Annotated in this window: 14 protein-coding genes, 1 tRNA gene and 1 pseudogene; 7 read left to right on the forward strand and 9 right to left on the reverse strand. The window is 70.6% G+C overall.

The genetic code is table 11. The features are described from left to right. Positions 1-114: 114 nt before the first annotated feature. The 3 genes from GT045_RS04445 to GT045_RS04455 form a co-directional block, all read right to left on the reverse strand. Positions 115-453 carry a MerR family transcriptional regulator gene (locus GT045_RS04445; RefSeq protein ID WP_161287725.1) on the reverse strand — a complete coding sequence of 113 codons (339 nt, stop codon included), beginning with the start codon at positions 451-453 and terminating at the stop codon, positions 115-117. A gap of 324 nt (positions 454-777) precedes the next feature. Then, positions 778-1,122, reverse strand: coding sequence for an ANTAR domain-containing protein (locus tag GT045_RS04450; protein WP_161333345.1), 345 nt, complete (start codon positions 1,120-1,122; stop codon positions 778-780). A gap of 241 nt (positions 1,123-1,363) precedes the next feature. Then, on the reverse strand, positions 1,364-3,595 hold the full coding sequence (locus GT045_RS04455) for a serine/threonine-protein kinase (protein ID WP_161333346.1): 2,232 nt from the start codon (positions 3,593-3,595) through the stop codon (positions 1,364-1,366). Between the two features lie 404 nt (positions 3,596-3,999). Here GT045_RS04455 and GT045_RS04460 point away from each other — a divergent pair, with 404 nt between their 5' ends. Continuing rightward, the gene (locus GT045_RS04460; protein ID WP_161287728.1) at positions 4,000-4,548 is read left to right on the forward strand and encodes a DUF4232 domain-containing protein; all 549 of its coding nucleotides are present in this window, start codon (positions 4,000-4,002) and stop codon (positions 4,546-4,548) included. A gap of 91 nt (positions 4,549-4,639) precedes the next feature. Here GT045_RS04460 and GT045_RS04465 read toward each other — a convergent pair whose 3' ends face one another. Further along, positions 4,640-7,870, reverse strand: coding sequence for an FG-GAP-like repeat-containing protein (locus tag GT045_RS04465; RefSeq protein WP_345942539.1), 3,231 nt, complete (start codon positions 7,868-7,870; stop codon positions 4,640-4,642). A 995-nt stretch (positions 7,871-8,865) separates the two neighbouring features. Beyond that, positions 8,866-13,956 carry a caspase family protein gene (locus GT045_RS04470; protein WP_161333347.1) on the reverse strand — a complete coding sequence of 1,697 codons (5,091 nt, stop codon included), beginning with the start codon at positions 13,954-13,956 and terminating at the stop codon, positions 8,866-8,868. A 574-nt stretch (positions 13,957-14,530) separates the two neighbouring features. Here GT045_RS04470 and GT045_RS39460 point away from each other — a divergent pair. Further along, a pseudogene (locus tag GT045_RS39460) lies at positions 14,531-14,763 on the forward strand (DNA-binding protein); the annotation flags it as partial. A gap of 528 nt (positions 14,764-15,291) precedes the next feature. Here GT045_RS39460 and GT045_RS38740 read toward each other — a convergent pair. Next, positions 15,292-15,477: a hypothetical protein gene (locus tag GT045_RS38740; RefSeq protein ID WP_202527150.1), complete on the reverse strand. Its 186-nt coding sequence runs from the start codon at positions 15,475-15,477 to the stop codon at positions 15,292-15,294. A 260-nt stretch (positions 15,478-15,737) separates the two neighbouring features. On the opposite strand from GT045_RS38740, the gene GT045_RS04480 reads away from it, so the two are divergent. Further along, a complete protein-coding gene (locus tag GT045_RS04480) occupies positions 15,738-16,781 on the forward strand; it encodes a phosphotransferase (protein WP_345942540.1) in 1,044 nt (347 codons plus the stop codon). On the opposite strand, the gene GT045_RS40650 is transcribed toward GT045_RS04480, so the two are convergent. Continuing rightward, positions 16,751-17,008, reverse strand: a complete 258-nt coding sequence (locus tag GT045_RS40650; protein WP_345942541.1) for a hypothetical protein — start codon at positions 17,006-17,008, stop codon at positions 16,751-16,753. The two genes, GT045_RS04480 and GT045_RS40650, sit on opposite strands and share 31 nt — an antisense overlap. A gap of 165 nt (positions 17,009-17,173) precedes the next feature. On the opposite strand from GT045_RS40650, the gene GT045_RS04490 reads away from it, so the two are divergent. Beyond that, a complete protein-coding gene (locus GT045_RS04490; protein WP_132784709.1) occupies positions 17,174-17,569 on the forward strand; it encodes an immunity 7 family protein in 396 nt (131 codons plus the stop codon). Between the two features lie 64 nt (positions 17,570-17,633). Here GT045_RS04490 and GT045_RS04495 read toward each other — a convergent pair. Further along, positions 17,634-17,704: transfer RNA gene (locus GT045_RS04495), tRNA-Gly, on the reverse strand. A 260-nt stretch (positions 17,705-17,964) separates the two neighbouring features. Here GT045_RS04495 and GT045_RS38745 point away from each other — a divergent pair. The 3 genes from GT045_RS38745 to GT045_RS04505 all read left to right on the forward strand — a co-directional run bounded on the left by GT045_RS38745 (position 17,965) and on the right by GT045_RS04505 (position 19,332). Further along, a complete protein-coding gene (locus tag GT045_RS38745) occupies positions 17,965-18,123 on the forward strand; it encodes a hypothetical protein (RefSeq protein ID WP_202515129.1) in 159 nt (52 codons plus the stop codon). A 116-nt stretch (positions 18,124-18,239) separates the two neighbouring features. Then, entirely contained in the window at positions 18,240-18,815 is a 576-nt protein-coding gene (dcd, locus tag GT045_RS04500) for a dCTP deaminase (RefSeq protein WP_161287729.1), read from the forward strand. A gap of 13 nt (positions 18,816-18,828) precedes the next feature. Continuing rightward, positions 18,829-19,332 carry a phosphoribosyltransferase gene (locus GT045_RS04505; protein ID WP_161287730.1) on the forward strand — a complete coding sequence of 168 codons (504 nt, stop codon included), beginning with the start codon at positions 18,829-18,831 and terminating at the stop codon, positions 19,330-19,332. A gap of 235 nt (positions 19,333-19,567) precedes the next feature. Here the strand turns inward: GT045_RS04505 and GT045_RS04510 are convergent, their stop codons facing one another. Continuing rightward, the gene (locus GT045_RS04510) at positions 19,568-20,617 is read right to left on the reverse strand and encodes a Yip1 family protein (protein WP_202515130.1); all 1,050 of its coding nucleotides are present in this window, start codon (positions 20,615-20,617) and stop codon (positions 19,568-19,570) included. Between the last annotated feature and the right edge of the window lie 273 nt (positions 20,618-20,890).

Consider the following 20,890-nt stretch of genomic DNA (forward strand, 5'->3'; position numbering starts at 1 on the left):
AACCAAAACTGCAACTGCTATCACGCTAACACACGGCACGGGAAAAACGCAGGGCCCTGGAAAATGTCGCGGCCACCCCGGTCCGCCCGGCAAGGCATTTCTGTACCGGCGGCACTAGGTATCCAGGTCGCGCTCGCCCAGTTTCCGGCGCATTCTCTCGTTCAGCCGGAGGGCGTCGCCGAGCCGGTCCTCCAGGCTGACGATGCGGCAGGCGGCCTCGATGGGGGTCCCCTGGTCGACCAGCTCACGCGCGCGGGCGGCGACCCGCAACTGCCGGCGGGAGTAGCGGCGGTGTCCGCCGTCCGAGCGCAGCGGCGTGATCAGCTCGGCCTCGCCGACGGCCCGCAGGAAGGCCGGGGTGGTGCCGAGAACATCGGCGGCCCGACCCATGGTGTAGGCGGGATAGTCGTCGTCGTCGAGGTTGTCGGCGACGGGTGGGTTCTCGGCGGGCATAGCACCTTCGTTGAGGAAACGCGGCGAGGGATCCGGGCGTGTGCGGCGCCCCTGCTCCGGAGAAGACCCCGAAGAACTCGGCCCTCTGTCGTGGTGCCACAACCCTATCCCCGGCACACACGCAGATGTGGTCCGGCCGGGACAGGTTCTGGCGCGCTCCCCTCGTCGCGCGTTTGAACGAGCGCCCCGTGGTGACCTGTGCGGGGGAGAGCGGCCGTGCCGCATGTGGGTTCGGACCAGCAGCCGGCATTCCGGGCGTCCGTCCCCCACTCCGCCGCCCGGACGCCACAGGCCGGGCGGCGGGGCCGGCCCGGCGGGCCGGGTTCAGCCGCCCCCGGCCTCTTCCAGCGCGGCCCGCAGCGCCGGCCCGACGTCATCGGGCAGCCGGTCGCGGCTGGGCCACTCCACGATCAGCCGGGCGACGTCCGCGAGGGCACGGCCGGTGCGCCGGGAGACGGACCGCAGGACCTCGAGGCCCTCGTCGGGGCGCAGGGCACCGAGGGTGATGATCACTCCGGTCGCCTGGTCCACCACGGCGTGCGAGACGAGGGCCTCCTGAAGCCGCCGGGCCTCCCGCCGGAGTTCGCCGATCCGCCGCGCCGGGTCGGCGCCGCCGGGCGACGCGGGTGCCTCACCCCGGGCGGGGGCTGTGCTCCCTGAGCGGTCCATCGTGATCACTTCCCGTCCATGGAGGCGACAGTTCCCCTTCTACCCGCTACGCCGTCGCATGCGCATACCGGGCCACGAGCACGGAAGGTGGCCGGAAAGACCACACCGGCGATAATCATCCGGTCGAGTTTCCGACTGATTCGGTTTTCCCTCACGAATACCCACCGGCTTTCCCCCGGCGTCATCCCGATACGGGGTCCGGGGAAAACCCGGCGCCGGCTCACCGCCGTGCGACCAGCGGTCAGGAGGGTCCGTCCGGGCTCCGGGAGAACACCGTGTCACCGGCCGTCGCCACGATCGCGTCCCGGACGAGCAGCACGTGCGGCGGACAGCCCTGCGCCTTGTCCCCGGGGTCGTCCAGCGCGGACGTGCGCCAGACCTCGGCTCCGGTACGACGGTCCAGTGCCAGCAGCCGGCCGAAACGGTTGGAGAAGTAGACCCGCCCGTACGCCGCCGACACCACGGGCGCGGACAGGCTCTCCACGTCCGTCACCTTCTGCCAGAGCCGCCTGCCGCTGTCCGCCGACACCGCGGTGACCGACCCGTCGGACCGGACGAAGTAGACGACGCCGTCCACCAGGGTGGCCGCGCCGGTCAGCGGACGCGCCAGCGGTGTCCGGGTGACCTGCCCGGTCTCCGGAGCCACCCGCAGCAGCGCGTTGTACGGCCGCTCGTACCCGGCCTCGTACACGTCCTTCGCGGTCTGGGGGGCGAGGAACAGGGGGTGCCCGCCGACGGCGCCGAGCAGCTCCGCCTTCCTCGGCAGCGTGGCGGTCGCGGTCAGGCCGCCGGGCCTGAGCCTCAGCAGCTCGACCGGTGCCCGGCCCGGTTCGCTGCCGTTCGAGCACAGGGCGTAGGGGACGCCGCCCGGTGCCGACGGGGCGCAGTACTCGTCCAGCGCGGGCGCCTGCCACAACTCCTCGCCGGCCGGCCCGTACGCCCTGAACGACGAGGAGTCCGCGGACATCACCAGCAGCCCGCCGTCGTACAGGACCGCGTCCGCGGACTTGCTGATGTCGCGCTGCCACCGCCGGTGCCCGGTCGCGGCGTCGAGGGCGACCACCCGCCTGACGTCGTCGTCCGGATCCTCGTACACGTAGACCAGCCCGTCGCGCACGCCGATCGGCTGTACCTCCTGCGGGCGGGTGCCGAACCGCCACAGGGTACGGCCGGAGGCCGCGTCGATCCGGGCGGCCGTGAAGCCGGTACCACCGCAGAACAGGGCGCCTCCCCGCGTCACGCATCCGGGCCTGCCGTAGTCGAGGGGGACGCCCTTCGCGTCGTGGCGCAGCGCTCGCTGCCACGGCCGCCAGCCGGCGGGCAGCGACGCGGTACGGGCGGTGGCGCCGGACGCGGTCGTCCGGGAGGCGGCCGCGGTGGTGTCCGGACCGGAGACGAAGGCACCCGCGCCGACACCCAGCGCCGTGACGGCCAGCGCCACGCCGAGGCCGGTGAGCAGCAGCCGGGCCCGGCGCCGCCCGCCGGTGCCGGTACCGGGTTCGGTGCTGGTGCTGGTGCTGGTGGTGCTGGTGGTGCTGGTGGTGCTGCGGCTGGTGCCGCTGCCGCTGCCGGTCGGGGCGGTCGAGGGGGTGGTGGCCGCGCCCGGGGAAGCGGGGCGGACCCGAGGTCTCGTGGGCCGGGGCACCGGGGACGCGGCGGCATCGGACTCGGGCAGCGCCCGCAGCATGCGGTGTACGGCCGTCAGTTCCGGACGCGCGGCCGGATCCTTGTCCAGGCAGCGCTCGACGACGCCCCGGAGGGCCTCGGGCACCCCGTCGAGGTCCGGCGTCCCGAACACCACCTGATAGCCGGTGATGTAGGGGCTGTCGGCGTCGAACGGCCCCGTGCCGACGGCCGCGAACACCAGCAGCGACCCCAGCGAGAACACGTCCGAGGCCGGGGTGACGTCCCGGGGGGAGGCCAGCTGCTCCGGCGACATGAAGGGCGGGGTGCCGATCATCCGCCCGGTCGTGGTGAGGCTCTGGTTGTCGGAGGCGCGCGAGATGCCGAAGTCGATGACACGCGGCCCGTCCCCGGTCATCAGGACGTTGCTCGGTTTGAGGTCCCGGTGCACCAGGCCCGCCCGGTGGATGTCGCGCAGCGCCTCGGTGAGCCCCAGCCCCAGCGCGCGCAGGTCCCGCCCGCTCAGCGGCCCGTCCCTCTCCACGGTCTCGGCGAGGCTGAGCCCCGGCACGTGGAGCGTCGCCATCCACGGCCGGTCGGCGTCCGGATCGGCGTCCACGACAGGCGCGGTGAAGGCGCCGCTCACCTTGCGCGCCGCCGCGATCTCCTGCCGGAAGCGCGTCCGGAACTCCTCTTCCTCGGCGTACGGCCCATGGACGACCTTGACCGCCACCTGCCGCCCCGAGGCGGAGACTCCCAGATAGACGACGCCCATGCCGCCCGAACCGAGCCGGCCGAGGAGGGTGTAGCCGCCTATGGACTCCGGGTCCCCGGTGCTCAGGGGCGTCATCGCCGATCATCCTCCTCAGCGCCTGCCTGCCTCACGGGGATCAGCGTAGGGCCTGGCGCCCCGCGGACCGAGCCGCACACCCCCGTCCGCCGCGCCCACGCTCCGCCGTTCCACCCGGCGTTCCAGGAAAGCCACGTCCGTGCAGGTCAGAGCCGGTGCGAGCGTTCCAGCGTCCCGAACCTCCCAAGGGGGATGGCGGACGGAACGCCGCAGGGCACAGTCTTGGGCCGGCCGAACGCGGCACCCCACCGGACACGGTGACCCGGCCCGCGCAACCCGGCCCCCAGGGCACGTACTTCCGCTGCCCCGCCGGACACCGGCGCGGCACGACGAGGACACGCCCGCCCGTCACAGTCCACCGGCAGCGGATCACCTTCCTGCTGTGCAGAGAAAGCAGTTCACTCATGCGTATCGCCACTCGCCTCGCCCCCCGCGCGGCCGCCTCCTCCCTGGTCCTCGCCGCAGCCCTGGCGCTCGCCGGCCTCCAGGCCACCGAGCAGACCGCCTCCGCGGCCACCGCGAAGGCCCCCTCGATCGTCACCTGCACCACGGCGAACACCACGCTGACCGTCACCGAGGTGAGCCGCCCGATCAACCACCTGCTGCTCAAGGCCACCAACACCGGCACCCGGCCCTGCTACGCCTACAGCGCCCCCTACCTGAGGGCCGGCGCCGACGCCCAGGCCCCGCTGGCCTGGGCCGAGGAGACCACGCCGCAGGCCGTGGTGACGCTCGAGCCCGGCCGGTCCGCGTACGCCGGCATCACGACGTCCACCCCCGAGGGCGAGGGCGGAGCCAAGGAGAAGACCCTGGGCGTGTTCTTCGCCGCCGGCGACGGCAACGCCACCGGCAAGGAGAAGACCCTGACGCTGCCGAACGGCGGCGTCTTCTTCGACAGCGCCGCCACCGTCACCTACTGGCAGGACAACGCCCAGGACGCCCTCGCCTGGTAGTTCCCCGAGCCGCGGCGGGCGGACCGTCGCCGTGGTGGGTGCAGGCACGGCGGAGGGCCCGGATCAGTGACCCGGGCCCTCCGCCTCCGGCTCAGAACAGACCCTTGAACCCGTTCCAGCCGCCGGTGCCGATCAGTACCCGGGCACCGTACGTACCGGCCCCCGTGGAGGCGTACCGCCACAGCTTTCCGGCCGTGTCCCGCGCCAGCAGGTCGGTGCGTCCGTCACCGGTCAGGTCACCGGCGCCGACGAGCGCGGAGTAGGAGCCCCACCCGCCGCTGACCCGCACCCGCTTGGTCACGCCGCCGGTGGCGGTCCCGTAGTACCGCCACAGCACACCGGCGGAGTCGACCCCGAGCAGGTCACCCCGCCCGTCCCCGTTCAGGTCACCGGCGCCGACGAGCTGCCGGTACAGCTTCCAGTCCGTCTGGATCCGGACCCGGGACTTCAGCCGGTGATCGGCCGTGCCGGCGTAGAAGTAGACGTCACCGGTGGTCGTCTGGCGCGCGATCAGGTCGGCGAAGCCGTCCCCGTTCACATCACCCGGCGACGTCAGCCGGTCGTACTGGGACCAGCCAGAGCCGATCGCCGTGTACGGCGACGAGGCGGTGACGACCTTCCCGCACCCCGGCCGGTAGGCCCGCAGCACGGTGCCCACCCGCGCGAGCACGTCGGCGCACCGGTCCCCGTCCACGTCCCCGAAGGGCACGAGCAGGGAGCCGGCGGCGAACTTGTCGCCCGTCCCCGCGGTCCGCGACGCCAGCCGGCCGGCCCCGTCGCCCCTGTACAGCGACACGGCCCCGGCCGTGTCCGTCGCCAGCAGGTCGCCGAAGCCGTCGTCACCGGCCATGTCCCGCCACACGGCGGCACCGCCGGTCACCGGCACCGTCCCGGTGGCGGACAGGTCCGCCTGGACGCCGTCGGCGGGCTTCGCGGTCAGGGTCCAGGTGTACGCCCCGTTCGGCACGTACGCCCCGGCCGCGTCCCTGCCGTCCCACGACGGCGCGATCAGCCCCCGGGCCTCCCCGCCGGTGAGCGTCCGCACGGTCTTTCCGGTCGCCTTGTTCCGCAGCGCCAGCGACCACTTCGCCGCCGGCTTCGACAGCCACCAACGCGGCTTCCACACACCGCTCCTGATGTCCAGGGCAGGCGTGTCGGAGTCGATGACGCCGATCCGCGACGCCGGAACGCCCGACGGGACGATCCGCACCCGGCGGTCCTCGCCCGTGTAGGCGACATGGCCGCCGAAGCGGTCGACGGTCCACCCGGACCGGCGCCCGGTCCGGTCCCCGAGCTGGGCGGCGGTGACGATCACCCGCTGGGGCAGGCTCGCCTCCCTGCCGTCGGCCGGGAGACCGCCGTGCAGGTCGACGAGGGTGAGGCCGGCCGCGTCCGAGCGGTGGACCAGGTAGCCGTCACCGAGCAGCGTCTCGTCGCCCCCGAGCTTCACCGAGCGCCCGGTCTGCCGGTCGTAGACGCCGGCACCCCTGAAGTCGTTCCAGTAGTCGCTGCACCGCCAGTACACCCAGCGGCCCACGGCCTGCAGGTCGCTGGGGACGCACCCCGCGTCGAAGGACCCGGCCGAGGCGCCCGTCGACAGGTCCTTCGCCGTCACCCCGGTCGGCACGCCCGACGCGGTGTCGTCCCACCGGCCGGAGGCGCTCCACAGGGTGCCGCCCCAGACGGAGGCGGCGACCGGCTGGCGCCGCAGGAGCACGCTCCCGGGGCCGGTGTCCTCGAAGCGCAGGACCGCCTGCCCGCCGCCGGACGCCTGGTTCACGACGCCGTACCGGCCGGAGAGGTCGACGAGCTGCGGGCTCTGGAGCCCGGAGGTCACCTGCGGCCCCCAGGAGGCGGCGCCGTTGCGGTAGAGCATGGTGACGCCCTGCTCGGTCGCCGCCTTGCGGCCGTGCTGCCCGTCGCCGCTCGCGAACATGGTCACGCAGGAGGTGCCGTAGACGTGGCTGCAGCCGTCGTCGTCCCGGCCGGACACCAGGCCGTCGGTGGTCGAGTTCAGCTCCTCGGGCCGGCCGGAGGTCTTCAGCCAGGTGCTCCGGTAGCCGCCGATGTAGGTCCCGGGGCTGTAGTACTGCGAGTCGTCGGCCGTGGTGAGGATGCCGCTGCCCAGCGCGATGCCGGCCGGCCTGGCCTCCCGGTCCTCGACGTCCGCGAGGCGCTTGCGGGTGACGGTGCCGTCCGCGGCCGGTGTGAAGAGGTAGTACGCCCAGTCCAGCGGGCCCTGGTCGGTGGTCTTCTCCGCCCCGGCCACCAGCAGTGAGCCGTCGGGTGTGCGGTGCACGTCGGGGGAGGCGACGGCCAGCAGGGACTTCCGGTTCCCCGTGGTGTCGTGCAGGAAGAGCTGGTTGCCCCGGTACCCGCCGTCGTTGCCGGGGCTGGGCGGGGTCACGGTGACGAGGCCGTCGCCGAGTGGCCGCACGACGTCGTCGTACGAGGCGATGTCCCGCAGGTCGACGGTGGCCGGTTCCGCGTCCAGGTCGTCACGGCGGTACACCAGGGCGGAGTCGCCGGACGGCGCGCCGGACTGGAAGACGCTGTCGCGGTCGAAGGAGACGCTCTCGCCCCGCGTGGAGAGCGCCTTGACGCCTCCGGTGGCGAGGTCGACGACCCACCACCCCTGGGACATCGTGGTGTCCTCCCACTTGATGCCGCGGACGGCGACGGACCGGGCGTCGCCCTCACTGATGCTGAGGTTCCACCCCTGCGGCAGTCCCGCCAGCCGCCGGTCCTGCACCTCGCCGTTCACCAGGTGCAGGAGGTGCAGGTCCGTCACGGCGTTCTCGGGGCCGGTCCGGGTGATGACGGTGTCGCCGTACGTCGCGACGTACGTCTGGCCCTCCGGGACCGGGACCGTGCTCGACGGCCCGCCAGCGGCGCGCTGCTGGAGCGTCACGTGCGGGGCCGGGGTGTCGGCATAGAGGGCGACGGTGTCGGAGCCGTGGCCGAAGTCGCCCGGGTACCGGGTGAAGCGGAACGCGTCCACGTCGTAGTCGAGAGGCTTGGGCAGCCGCTGGTCGAGCAGGGTCGTCGCCCCGGTGGTGTAGTCGATCCAGCGAAGCCGGTCGTCCCCCTCCTGGGCGGTGAGGAAACCGGTCTCGCCGGCGTTCAGGACGATGGTGGCGCGGGGCACGAAGCGCGCGCCCGGGCTGACGACGACGGGGTCGGCCGAGGTGGCGGGGCCGTCGGCGACGGCCGTCCCGGCGGCGATGCCGATCCCGGCGGTCACGGAAAGCGTGACGGCCAGAGCGATACGGCCGAGTCCGCGCCGACGGCGCCCGGCCCGCTTGTCCAGCGGACGAATCACGAAAGAGTCCCTCCCCAGGGCGGTCGTCGCAAGGGGGGCGCTCAGTGAACCGTCGCCGCTCGTCCCTGCGCGAGCAGGGCGACAGTAGCAGCAGGGATCACCGGGCGACATCCGGGTTTCGAACGCGTCCAGGGGCGGCGGACGGCGGGGCCGGGGAACCGTCGACCGGATCGCGCGGGAACTTGGCCCCGGAGCGGCTGCCGAGCCCCGAACCCGCGCTCGCGAGGGGGGCTTCCGACGCCGGTCGGGGCCGGCTCGGACCCTGGCCGGGACGGGCCGGCAGGGGAGGTCGGTCGGGAGCTCGGCCGAGCTGGGCGCACGCGGTTCCCGGCCGTGGTGCAGCAACGTCAGTCCCCGCAACCCGGTCGTAGCCGCTGCCGCGAGATCGACGGGTTCGGCGCTGCGGTGCTGTCCTCGCTGGGTGAGGACCTCTTGGACCTGCCAGGCACGGTTGCGCGCTGTACGACAACTCCAGATCGATGCCGGGGCAGGTGGCGATGAGCCCGGCCGCCGCCCGAAGAGGGGTGAGGCGAGTCTTGGTGCCGATGCACCTCGGTGTGCGGGTGAGATCGCCGTCCTCGGTAGAAGTAGATGAGGAGCAAGTGAACGCCGCTCCCCGGAGCAGCACTTGTCTGCCTTGGGCCCTGCACGGCGAGAGTCGAGTCAGTGGTATTCGGCGTCTCTAGGCCGAGTCGTTGTCACCGTGGATCCCCGCGGCTTCCTGTTCTGTCCGGTGCGCGTGGGTGCGACGGCAGCATCCCTGCTCAGAGCCACTGACTCGGCGGCTCCGTCGTAGAGGCTGTCGAGAGGCGTGCCTTCTCCCGGACGGCCCCACGGGAACAGCGTGCTGGTGCCACCATGACAACGAGGACACGTCCCAGCGACGACCACGCCCTCTCTGTCCGGGGCAGGCCGCTGGGTGAACAGGGCCGGCTCGATCTCGCCGAGATCCTCGTCGGCGTACGCCATTCCATGATCGTGCCGGGCGGGTCCCGTCATGCGCTGTCCCCCTTGTCGGCGGTGTCCGCCAGACGGAGTGCGAACATCCCCGCATAGATCTCCAGGCGCTGCTGCACCCACTCGGGCGTCTCGTCCACGGCCCTGGCGCAGCGCTCCAACCGGTCTCGCCCGACATGGCCGGTCAGCGCCGGGAGTTTTCCGTCGTGGCCCTCAGAGAGGATCGCCAGGTCCTGCCAGCCGGGTACGACGTCGGGTAGGTCGCTGATCGAAGACGCAGTCTCCTGCAGTGCGAGGTACGGCGTGAAGCGCTGCCAGGTGTGTCGTACCGACTCGCCGAGACGGCCCGCGATACTGACCAGATCAAGCGGCAGCAGCGGGGTGCCGGGTTCGGAGACCCGGTACGCCGGATCGACCGCCACGGCATCGTGGGCGGTGGGCACCTCGTCCGGCAGGGCCGCCTCTGCCTCGGCGGTCAGCTCCGGTACGAGTGCCTCGATGGCCCGGAATGAGGCCAGAGCCCGGTAGGCCGCCCGGGTGCCGATGGTGCGGGCGCGGGCGTAACTCACCAGTCTTTGCGGTGTGAGCGGCACCCAGTGAGGGCTTTCGAACCACTCGTAGTCTGTGTCTTCGTCCGGTCCCTCGCCGACCAGGGCAGCGATCTCGTCCCATGTGGGGACGAACTCCCTCAGCTCCTCGGGCGGCCAAGGTGCCACGAGGCCGTCGCTCAGTCCCAGGTTCCGGGCCTCTTGCCGCGCGGTGTCCCACAGGACGGACAGCTTCTGGCGAAGCCGCTGACTTCCGGTGAACAGTACGGCCGAGGACGCCGGTACGGGATAGTCGGCGCCGCTCCAGCTAGGGTCCTCACCGGAGAACGCGTATCTGCTCGGCGTGGGCAGGCCGTCCCAGGCACGCAGCAGGTCCGCCGCATCCGGGATGTTCACCCCTGCCTCCCGCAACTCTTCAAGGCTGCAGCCAAGATCCTCGAACGACATCTGGTGCGAGCGGACGAAGGCTAGGTCTCGGAGCGACACGCCGTCTTCCAGACGGATGCCCGCCTGGTGTAGCCACCGTGCCAGGTGACCGGTACCGGGTGAGAGAACGGCGTCCCGCCCGGGGGAACGCCTGGTGTAGCGCCGGCGGTGTACCACTCCGAGAGACTCCGCCTCTCGGGCGAGGGCGCGCTCGGCCTCCCACACGGACAGCTCGCCCTCCGCGGCCAGTTCGATGGTGGCGGCCCAGGGCAGTACGGGCCGGCCGTCGGCGCCGAGGATGAGGTAGTCGCGCAGGACTGTGACCACCTCCGGCGGGACGCCGGCCCATCGGACGGCCAGGGCGGGATCGGGTGCGGGGCGGCCCAGCCACGCGAACTCGGCCATGCGCCGCTGCACCTCGTCCATGTCCAGGCCCGTCTCGGCTGCCACCAACGGCACGTCCCACGGATGCACGGCGGGTCGCCAGTGGTGCTTGTCCACCTGGAGGTACAGCAGCCTCAGCTCGGCTTCCGTGCAGACATGGTCGCGGTGGTGGTCCGGGACGGCGCCCAGCGGCTCGCCCACGAACGGCGCGTACCGGGCACATGCCTCGGCCAGTTTGCCGAGCGGCTCGCGAGAATGCGTGGAAGCACGGGTGATACCGGAGAGATCCCCGGGCGGGTGCCGGTAGTGGATTTCATGGGCGGCCCCGCGCTTTGGCGGCAGGGGCCGGCCCCACACGGTGAGCCTGAGGCCGTCCAGCGGATCGGGTTTGCTGCCCAGCAGCCCCTGCATGACGTACCAGTCGATGAACTCCGGCTTCCAGTCCAGGTCGCCGTCACCGACGACGGCGGGACCTGCCAGCCGCGGATGGGCGATGCGCAGGCCCCGCGTCGCGCGGAGCACCTCTGCCACGGTGCTGTCCTGCTCGTGGGCCACCAGGACCGCGTTACGCCAGTCGCCCTCGACCTTGGCCGCGATGTCCGACCAGCCCGGTTGCGGAACCGGGTGCCCGGAGAGGGACAGCGGCACCGCTTCCTTCCTGGTCCGGAACTCGGGTCCGAGGGCGGCCAGCCGCCAGGGCCGGACCGCCTCCGAGGGCTTCTCCTCCTCATGCGCCGCGCGATGATTCTGCAGGGAGGCGTCCATCCGGAACCAACCCACCTCGTCGAGGTTCACCCGTCGGTCGAGGTCATCCGACGCGAGTGCTCCTTTAAGTCGCAGGGCCTTCCAGAGGATGCGTGCGACCGAGGGCTCCCGGGATTCCATGCTCCACAGCCACTGAAGGCTCAACTCGTGGCTGTCCGCCAGCACGCGTGCACCCTGCAGAAACTGCTCGTGCGCCCAACGGGTGTCGTAGCGCTCCAACTTCTTGCGGTTAACGCTCAGTTCACCGGCATGCGGACCCGACAGATTGAGTACGTACCCGAACGTCCGCTTGTCTGTGGCGATCCCGTCGCCCACGATCGCCCCGTCGCCCGAGACCCACCACAACGTGCCCGGGACCGCCTCGACGGCGAACCTGGTGGAGAACGAGCCCTTCGCCTCGCCGGACTTGAGACGTCCGGGCAGCCAGATCTCCTCGGTGCCGTCCTGGTCACGCACCTCCAGCCGGAACTCACTGACCAGGACCAGTGAGCGCAACACCGACACGGCGGAGTCCGCGGGCAGTGCCCCCGGTCGGCGCAGGTGCAACCGGACGCGCGTGCCGCCCTCGGGCAGCGCCGCGCCCTCGCGCTCGTCCTCCTCCCGCACCCTGAAGAGGCTGCCGCTGACCGGGATCTCGACGCGCAGTGCCTTCGCGGCAGCCCGGCCGTCCGGGCTGACTGGCCGGGTCACGATCGTCATCTCGTCGGCCAGCATGAAGTAGCTGAAGACGCCGATGCCGAAGCGGCTGTTGGGGTACAGCCGCAGCGAACTGTCGTGGCGGAGCCAGGCCGCTTGCTCCCGGCGGAAGGCGTGGGACTGGTCGAAGCGGCGGCCGGCCCGGGTGAAGGTGTTCTTCAGCTGCTCGGCCGTCATGCCTACGCCGTTGTCCACACACTCGACGTACAGGCCGCGGCTGTCCTCGCCCACCTCGATTCGAATCCGGCCGACCCACGGTCCCTGCTCCCGGCCCAGAGCCCGCAGATACCTGGAGCGCATATCCCGGTACCGGCAGGCATCCATGGCGTTCTGGTACAGCTCCCGGAGCGCGAGCTGAGGCTCACCGTCGTACAGCTTCTCGCCCATCAGCAGTCGGCGGATCTCCGTCTGCGACAGCGAGAACCGGGCGAGCGGGACGTCGTACGCGTCCACGCCGTGCTCGCGCTCTGCTCTGAGCCGGTGGTCGGACAGGCGCGCGGGGAGTCCGCGCAGCAGCGCAGCCTCCTCCTGCGGAAGGTGGCGGGCCGACTCGCGCAGCAGGTGACCGTGGTCGTCGGCGTCCTCGACGACCGAGGCGAGTGCCGCGTGGATCGCCGGATGCGGGCAGACCGCGTCCAGATGCAGATACGAGGGAGCGCTCCCGTCCTGGTCGAGGTCCCAGAAAGCGTCTCTGAGCACGGAGATCACGTCGCTCGGCACCACCGGGTCGGAGACGGCGAGGTGCTCGGCGAGGACTTCCGGCATGCACCGGGCGTCGAAGGCGAGCAGCCCAGCCAGCCGCAGCAGCGCCGCGAGGGGGCGGACGCGCAGGCGATAGGGGGTTCGACGGACGACATGACGATCGTGTGACAGCCGCTGGTTGTCCGGCGGTGCTCCCACGGCCAGTCCTGCGGCAACCGTGCGCAGTGCCGTGGACAGTGTTCTTGCCCTGCCGCCGAGCTGCTCGCCTGCGGTCGGCGGTGGCAGGTCGAGGAGCCGGGCGACGAAGCCGTCGGTGGTCACGGCGGGCACTGCTTCCTCGTCGGTCGCGAAGCGCTCCTCGATCCAGCGGTGGACCAGCCACAGCGTGACGGCGTGGCGGTCGTCCGTGGGGTCGGCCAGCCACAGGTACGTGTCCGTGAGCTTCTCGGTGATCTGGGGGTAGTGCTCGGTGATCTGCTCGTAGTGCCGCCGGCGGTCGTCCGCGTCGGTACGACGCCGCACGAGCTGGGGCATCAGCTCGGCGGCCTGGCTCAGCCTGTCGGCCCACACCGTCTCGTGCAGCAGAACGCCGGCGATCAGCGCGGTGACCTCCAAGGCGGACAGCTCGACGTCCTTGGGCAGGAGCTGAGGCAGGCGGTCGGTCAGCAGCCGCACCGGGAACTCTTCGTCCGCCCATGGATCGGGCAGCCGCTTCTGGGCTAGGTGGACGTGGCGAGCGGTCTGCATGGCCAGGGAGGACAGACAGTCCTGGAAATGGGCGACGGTCTCCGCGGCAGCGTCTGTGACCCGCTCCCAGAGGGCAGGCGCGCGTACAGCGTCCTGCCAGGACTCCAGCAGGCGTCTGCCTTCGGCAACCTCGAGGAACCTGGTCTGTTCCTCCAGGTCAGAGCCGTAGCGGATCAGAACCTGCTGCGGGCCTGCCTGAGCGCGCAGTGAGAAGCTCCGGGTGTCACGTTCGGCCTGCGCGTACACCTGCTCCACGGTGGTGGCCTCGGTCAGTGGGTCGAAGGCCCGGGCAAGCGCCGACGTGAAGAAGCTGCCCCCTTCCGCGAAGCCACTGGTCTCACCGGGCCCGCAGCTCGTCATCATGGCGAACCCGCTGTGCGGCGGCCCTTTGACGACGTTGCTGCCGAATGCGGGGCCCTGCTCCGCCCAGCGGCAGGCGTCGATCAGCCACAGCACGGTGCCCGCCGTGCACTTGGCCAGATACCGGCTGATGTCGGCTCCCAGCAGCGACTCCTGGACGTGGGGCTGCTCCCATCCGGTCGTGCCGTCGGTGCCGGCAGGGGCACGCGCGTCGGACGGCACCAAGTAGTCGGTGGCCCCGATGCGGATGCCATGGCCGGTGAAGTACAGGAGCAGAGTGCTGCCGGGCGGTGCGCTCGACGACAGATCGGTGATGCGCTCGGTGATCGCGTTCCGAGTGGGGTTCAGCAGCGTTTCCACCGCGTAACCGCTGCCCTCCAGGGCGGCGCCCAGTGCGCGCAGGTCTATGACGACCGTTGCCGCAAGGAAGGGAAGAAGATGTTCCGCTCCCGGATTCTCGCCCACGCCGATGAGCAGGGCTATGCGCTTGTTGTCTTCCACTCGCCCCTCATCCCCGACTCCGACTCGCCCTATTTTTCACCGGGACAGGCCACGGCGGGGGTGGATCGGCCGAGTGCCCGGCGGACGAGCCAAGATGCTCGCTCGGGTGCCACCCCAACGACACGATGCTCCGCGCCCGCTGATCATCCGAGCGTGCCACAGTGATTTTTCTGGACGACAAGAGACCCCCAGGACCCTGACCTGGGGGCTTCGCGTGGAGCGGGTGACGAGAATCGAACTCGCGCTCTCAGCTTGGGAAGCGACGGCGCTTGCACAGGATCCACCGCTCTGGCCAGCGCGGATACCTGAGCCTTGGGGTGGTCGTGAGCGTCGGATCACCCCGCTGTTGACCGTGATTTACCGCCCTGACGGGGCTCGTGGAGGGCAGGGCATCTGGGAAGGGGGTAGGTCGGCGCCACCGAGGGGACAACTACGCGGTCTGCCCGGTGCGGAGATCAGCTGTTGAAGGGGTGTTGCGGCTGCAGAGCATCCACTAGCCTCCGCCACCAAAGTCCTCCGCCATCCGGTCAGAGCCAGTAGCGGGTGATGGCGTGGCATCGCACCGATGCCCCGCGATGCCGTAGTGAAGTGGGCCCTGTCCGCCTGAGTGTCGAGCCGGTGCCCCAGACCGTCGCGCAATCCGCTGCCGCTTTGCTGCGCGCAACGGGACTGCATGGCCGCAACTAGTGCTATCGACGCCATGCTGTGCGCTACCGCCCTGCAGCATCCCGGCTGGGTGACGGTCCTGACTTCCGGTTCGGGCTGCTCACTGCCGACAACGCACGCACGAGTACGCAGAAGGTCTGACTCGAGGCGCTTTGTGTAGATGGCGCTTGCTGTGCGGAGGTTGCCCTGAAGGTGACCGTGGCGGTGGTTCCGGCTTGCCCTTGCACCCCGCTTCTGGGCGGGCCCTCGCGGAGGCCCTCTTGATGCGTACACGTCGTCACCGGTGGGCCGAAGCAACGATCAGCGTATTGGAGCGAATCTGGCACGCGACCACTGATCACAGGGGACTGCAAAAGGCCCGGGCCACCGACCTGGGAATTCTTCGTGGAGCGGGTGCTGGTAATCGAAACCGCGCTCCCGATGGCGGAAGGGGAACGGACGGCTTTGCTTGTGTCAGCAACAACTTCTCAGGGTGATCGTCCGCTTTCACGGAGACCAGGTCCGCGCTGCCTGCGTCGGTTGGGATGTGGCGGTCATCTGGCTGAAGATCCTAGACGTCGGCAGATGCGACGCCGTGTCACAGTGACCGTCCTTCCCCGCACGGATGCAATTGGGCCGTTCCCTCCCACGAGCCCGGCGAGTTGACTACCGTTGGGCGCCGTGTACGAGTCAGATGCCGCTCTCCTCGCCGCCCAGGTGCTGCATCGCGTACACGTGCTCCTCCGGATGCCGCGCCAGCCGTGCCAGCACCCATGCCGTGCGGCCGTCCATGCCTGGGCCGAACTCGGCCGCGAGGCGGCGTGCCTGCCACGTGGTTCGAGGTGCGAGCGCCCAGCGCGCGAATGAGAAACCCACGTGGCCGGGGCTGGCCGGGGTCCCATCTGCTGGGTCGGTGCCGTTGTCCGAGGAGGCACCTGGGCCGCCCCATGTCGTGTCCGCCACCCGGCGAGTCTCGCGACGCGGTTGTCCTCGTCGGTGCTGATCATCCCTGTGACCACCGAAAAGAGTGACCCAGGTTCGCTTCGTTGATGACGGGGGACGGGCACCAGGACGAGTAGCAGGCGTCAGGGTGATCGCTGTGCCCGAATGGGGCGTGCTCGCGTATCGTCCGTAGGGTGATCGGTGCCACCGTGGCGGCCCGAAGCGGTATCGCCGAGAGCGTGCTCGGGGAATTGATAGATGCCTTCGGCCTCGGACAGGTGCGGGAGTCCCGCTATCTCGCTGACGGGCTGATGAACGCGAACTGGAAGCTGGATACCCCGGTCGGGCAGTTCGCTTTGAAGCGGGTCACGGATGTCTCGCCGGAGCGGTTGCAGCGCAATCTTGGCGCGCTGGCCGCCCTCGGCGCCGGCGGCGTCCCTGTCAGTGCCCCCGTCCCCACGATCTCGGGGTCGCTGGTGGCCCAGGCCAGTGACGGCGCCTGGTGCCTGTTCCCATGGGTGGCCGGCTCCCATGTGCCGGGTGTCGATCTCACCTTGTCCCAGGTGAGCGCACTGGGCGCGCACCTGGGACGCCTGCATGTGAGCCTGGGCAGGGCTTGTGGTCGGGGGCTGCTGCCCGGTGTGCCAGAGACGATCAGCGCGGACGTCACGTCGCCGGAGCGAGCGGTGGAGAAGGTCGAGCGGCTGTCCGCGGCCGTACGCGCCCTCGGAACGGGCAGCGAATTCGACCGAGCAGTCGCTGGCGCCTTGGAGCATCGGCGGGCCCTCGTCCTCAAGTACGCCGATCATCGTCCGCGGTCCGCGACGCCTGAGGGGGACCACGGGTGGACGCATGGCGACGTGCAGTACCGAAATCTGCTCTGGGAAGACGGGGCACTTGCCGCCATCCTGGACTGGGACCGGATCGCGGTGCGCCCGTACGCGGAAGAGGCCGTACGGACGGCGCAGGTGCAGTTCGGCGTGGGCGGGGTGTTCGACCTCGCGCGGGTCTCCGCGTTCGTCGAGGGGTATCGGTCCGTGGTGCCGCTTGAGCCGTCTGCGCTGGTGGATGGTGTTCGTCGGCTGTGGTGGAAGCGGATGACGGACTTCTGGCAGCTGGAGTTCCACTACGACCGCGGGGACTTCTCCTTCGATGAGCTGTTCACCGCGGAAGAGGCGTTGCTGCACTGGTGGACGGACCGGCTGCATCAGGTCGAGGGCGCGTTCGCCGCAGGGTAGACCCCGAGGCGTTCGAGGTCCGGCAGAGGGGGGCGGCCGAAGGCGGTCGCTTGTTGCCGAGCTTCCTCTCCCAGCGTGTGGTGGTCGGCGGCGCGGAGGGCCGCCACCCACTCTTCCGCGCCGGCCTCGGCGGAGAGCACGATCCCTGTGTTGCCCAGGGCTTCGGAGATGCCACCCCGGTCAGTGCCGATGCTCGGGGTGCCATGCAGGGCAGCTTCGATGATCACGCGGGGAAAGGCGCCCTCAACCGTGGACGGCACGAGCAGGAGGCAGGAGGCGGTGGCTGCGGTAGAGGGGATCCACGTCACAGACCCTGATCGCCAAGTTCCAGGAGTACGGCAGGCGGTACGGTATCCAGCCCGTGATCGACTCGAAACCGCCGTGAGAGGCACATGTACGAGTTCCATGGCTGGTTCGGCATCGCCGAGTCCCCCGAAGAGGCGGACGCGGGAACCCTCGAGGAGGGCGTGGCCGAACTGCGGGCGGCCATCGACCGCATCGACTGGGCGACCGGCGAGGCGACGCTGAAGGTCCACAACGGTGAGTACTTCGTGCGCACCGACGGTCTGGTGAACCGGCGCCGTGACGAGGCCGAGGAGCTGGACGCCCTGATCCATTTCATCGCGCGCCGCTTCCCCGGCTCATGGGGCCTGCTCTACGAACGCTCCGCCGACATGGACCACCCGCCGGGCCCGGGAGCCTTCCGGGTTCGTGTCTTGGCCAGGGGGGAGGTAAAGGACCGGCTCGACCCGTTCCTGTCACCCTGTCGTCCGGTCATCGAGGACTGACCGACGGTCGATGCACGCCGCCGACACTGAAAAACCCCAGGCCACTGACCTGGGGTTCTCACAGAGCGGGTGACGAGAATCGAACTCGCGCTCTCAGCTTGGGAAGCTGATGTTCTACCATTAAACTACACCCGCATATGTACGGACATGACCCTCGGTGGAGTCCTTGTCCGGACGCTCGCTCACTTTACATCATCGTAGACCCCCGGTGCTCGAAGCCCGGGGGTTTGAGTCGGTTTCAGCGTGGGATCCGGCTGTGGGCGGGCCGAGTTGGGGCGTACCGTGGAGGCCGGAGTGCCGCCTGGAGAGTCCTTCGTTCGATCCCGTAATGTGGCTTTTGTCGTCCGGGCAGAACCGTCGGACGCGGCTCTTGGGGAAGGGACTTGAGGGACTTGATGGAACGCACCGTGGTCCGTTGCGCGGACGGGCACGTCTTCAGCACCACTTCGTTCCCGATGCAGCAGGCCGAGCGGCTCGGCCCCGGCCGGCTCGTGCGCTGTCCGCGCTGTGCCCGGCTCCGCAGCGCGGTGCCCGTGGTCATGGAGAAGCGGTGAGAGATGGCAGGCCGTAAAGCCGGAGGTCAGGGACCGGCTGTAGTCGGAGTGTGACTGCGGGCGCGCGGAGGCGTCGCGATTGCGAGGGCTCCGCGCGCCTTGCGTATCCTCGCTACGTGCTTCTCTCAGACAAGGACATCCGGGCCGAGATCGACGCCGGACGGGTACGGATCGATCCCTATGACGAATCCATGGTGCAGCCGTCGAGCATCGACGTGCGGCTGGACCGGTACTTCCGGGTGTTCGAGAACCACCGGTACCCGCACATCGACCCCTCCGTCGAGCAGGCGGACCTGACCCGGCTGGTGGAGCCCGAGGGCGACGAGCCGTTCATCCTCCACCCCGGGGAGTTCGTGCTCGCCTCCACCTACGAGGTCATCACGCTGCCCGACGATCTCGCCTCGCGCCTGGAGGGCAAGAGTTCGCTCGGCCGGCTCGGGCTGGTCACCCACTCCACCGCCGGGTTCATCGACCCCGGCTTCAGCGGGCACGTCACCCTCGAGCTGTCCAACCTCGCCACGCTCCCCATCAAGCTGTGGCCGGGCATGAAGATCGGCCAGCTGTGCATGTTCCGGCTGACCTCGCCCGCCGAGTCCCCGTACGGCAGTGAGCGGTACGGCTCCCGGTACCAGGGGCAGCGCGGGCCGACCGCCTCGCGGTCCTATCTCAACTTCCATCGGACCCAGGTGTGAGGGCTACGACGACATGAGTGACGCAGAGGTGCGCGAGAACCTGACCTACGAGCGGTTCGGGAACGCCGTCCGGGAGCTGGCGCAGACCATCGCCGACGACGGCTACGAGCCCGACATCGTGCTGAGCATCGCGCGCGGCGGAGTGTTCGTGGCCGGCGGGCTCGCCTACGCCCTCGACTGCAAGAACATCCACCTGGTGAACGTCGAGTTCTACACCGGTGTGGGCACCACTCTGGAGATGCCGGTCATGCTCGCGCCCGTGCCGAACGTGATCGACTTCTCCGACAAGAAGGTGCTGATCACGGACGACGTCGCGGACACCGGCAAGACGCTGAAGCTCGTCCGCGACTTCTGCCTCGACACGGTCGCCGAGGTGCGCTCCGCGGTCGTCTACGAGAAGTCCCATTCCCTCGTGAAGTGCGAGTACGTGTGGAAGCGGACCGACGACTGGATCAACTTCCCGTGGAGCGTCGAGCCGCCCGTCGTGAAGCGGGCCGGGCAGGTTCTCGACGCCTAGGCGCACAGCCACCTGGTCGCCTGGTCGCGTGGTCGCCTGGTCGCGCGGCCGCCTAGCCGCGTGGCCGTGTGGCCGCATGGACGTCTGTGCGCCTGGGCGGGTACGGCGACGTCACTCCCCAGCGCGCGAAAAGGGCCCCCGGACGAGTTCCGGGGGCCCTTTCCCGTGCGCCGGGGGCCGTGGGCCCGGTGCCGTACGTCGTGGCCCGGTGCCGTACGTCGTGTGCCGCGGGGTGCTAGAACGTGCCCAGCTTCACGATCGACAGCAGCGCCACCAGCTGGATCGCCGACGCGCCCAGCGCCTTCGGCCAGGGCAGGTCGTGGGAGCGGGAGACCATCAGCGTCAGCAGGGCGCCCGCGCCGATCCAGGTGGCCCAGCCGAGGATCTGCACGAAGCCGGCGTCGCCGCCGAAGAACATGGCGAAGACCAGCCGGGGCGTGTCCGTGAGGGCCGTGATCAGCATGGAAAGGCCCACAGTGGGCTGCCAGGCGCCGTCGCCGCCGAGCTGGCGGGCCAGGGTGTGGGTGACCACGCCGAGGACGAACAGGCCCAGCACCATCGCGATCGCCGCGAACAGCACCATCGGCACCGTGGTGGAGAACGAGGAGTCGATCGCGTCCTTGCGGGCGTCGTCGAAGCCGAAGACGGCCAGCAGGCCGTAGAGGAAGCTCACGACGAGGGCGGGGACCCACATCGTGTAGTCCCGCATGCGCAGGAACGTCTGGTCGGGGGAGAGGATGATCCCCTTCAGCAGTTCCTTCCAGTGCAGCGGCGGGCCGACCGGTCCGGCGGGCGCGGTGGCGGAGCCGGCGTGGTAGGTCGCGCCCTGGGTGTAACCCGCCGCCTCGTCGACCGAGAACGCCTGGGTGTGCCCCGGATTGTTGGCGGCGTACGGGTCGTGTGCGCCGGGCCCGGGAGCCGCGTAGCCGCCGTCGCCGAAGTACTCCGGTCCGTCGTCGGCCGGCCCCGGGTAGCCGTACTGCTGGCCCTGCTGCGGGTACGACGGCTGTGGCGCCGACGGGTAGCCGTACGAGGGGCCCGACGGGCCCGGCCGCCCCTGCGGCGGCTGACCGTACGACGGTCTGCCGGGCTGAGCGGGACCGTTTCCGCTCCCGTGCCCGTACGGCGGCGCTCCCTGGGGCGCCTGCTGTCCTTGGGGGGTGCGGTTGTCCCGGCCCCCGCGTCCGATCCTGAATCCAGCCACGTCATCGAACGTACCTGGTCCCGGCGGCCCACGGGCCGGGGCCGGTGGTCCGGGCCCGGCTTTGCGGCCGACCTGTGACATCCCCTAAGGGGCCGTCAGGCCCGACGCCGGGGGTTCCTCGGGGTTCCTAGGGGATCCTCGCGATTCCCGTCTTCACGGCCGGGCGTTCCCGACCATGTGGCCACACCGCGCGTTCACGACGACATGCCCACGACGTGTCCACGGCCGTGCGTTCACGACGACATGCCCACGACGACATGCCCACGACGTGTCCACGGCCGTGCGTTCACGACGACGTGTCCACGACGACGAGTCCACAGCCGTGCGTTCACGTCCACAGCCGTGCGTCCACGA

Source organism: Streptomyces sp. SID486, assembly GCF_009865385.1.
Classification (GTDB): Bacteria; Actinomycetota; Actinomycetes; order Streptomycetales; family Streptomycetaceae; genus Streptomyces.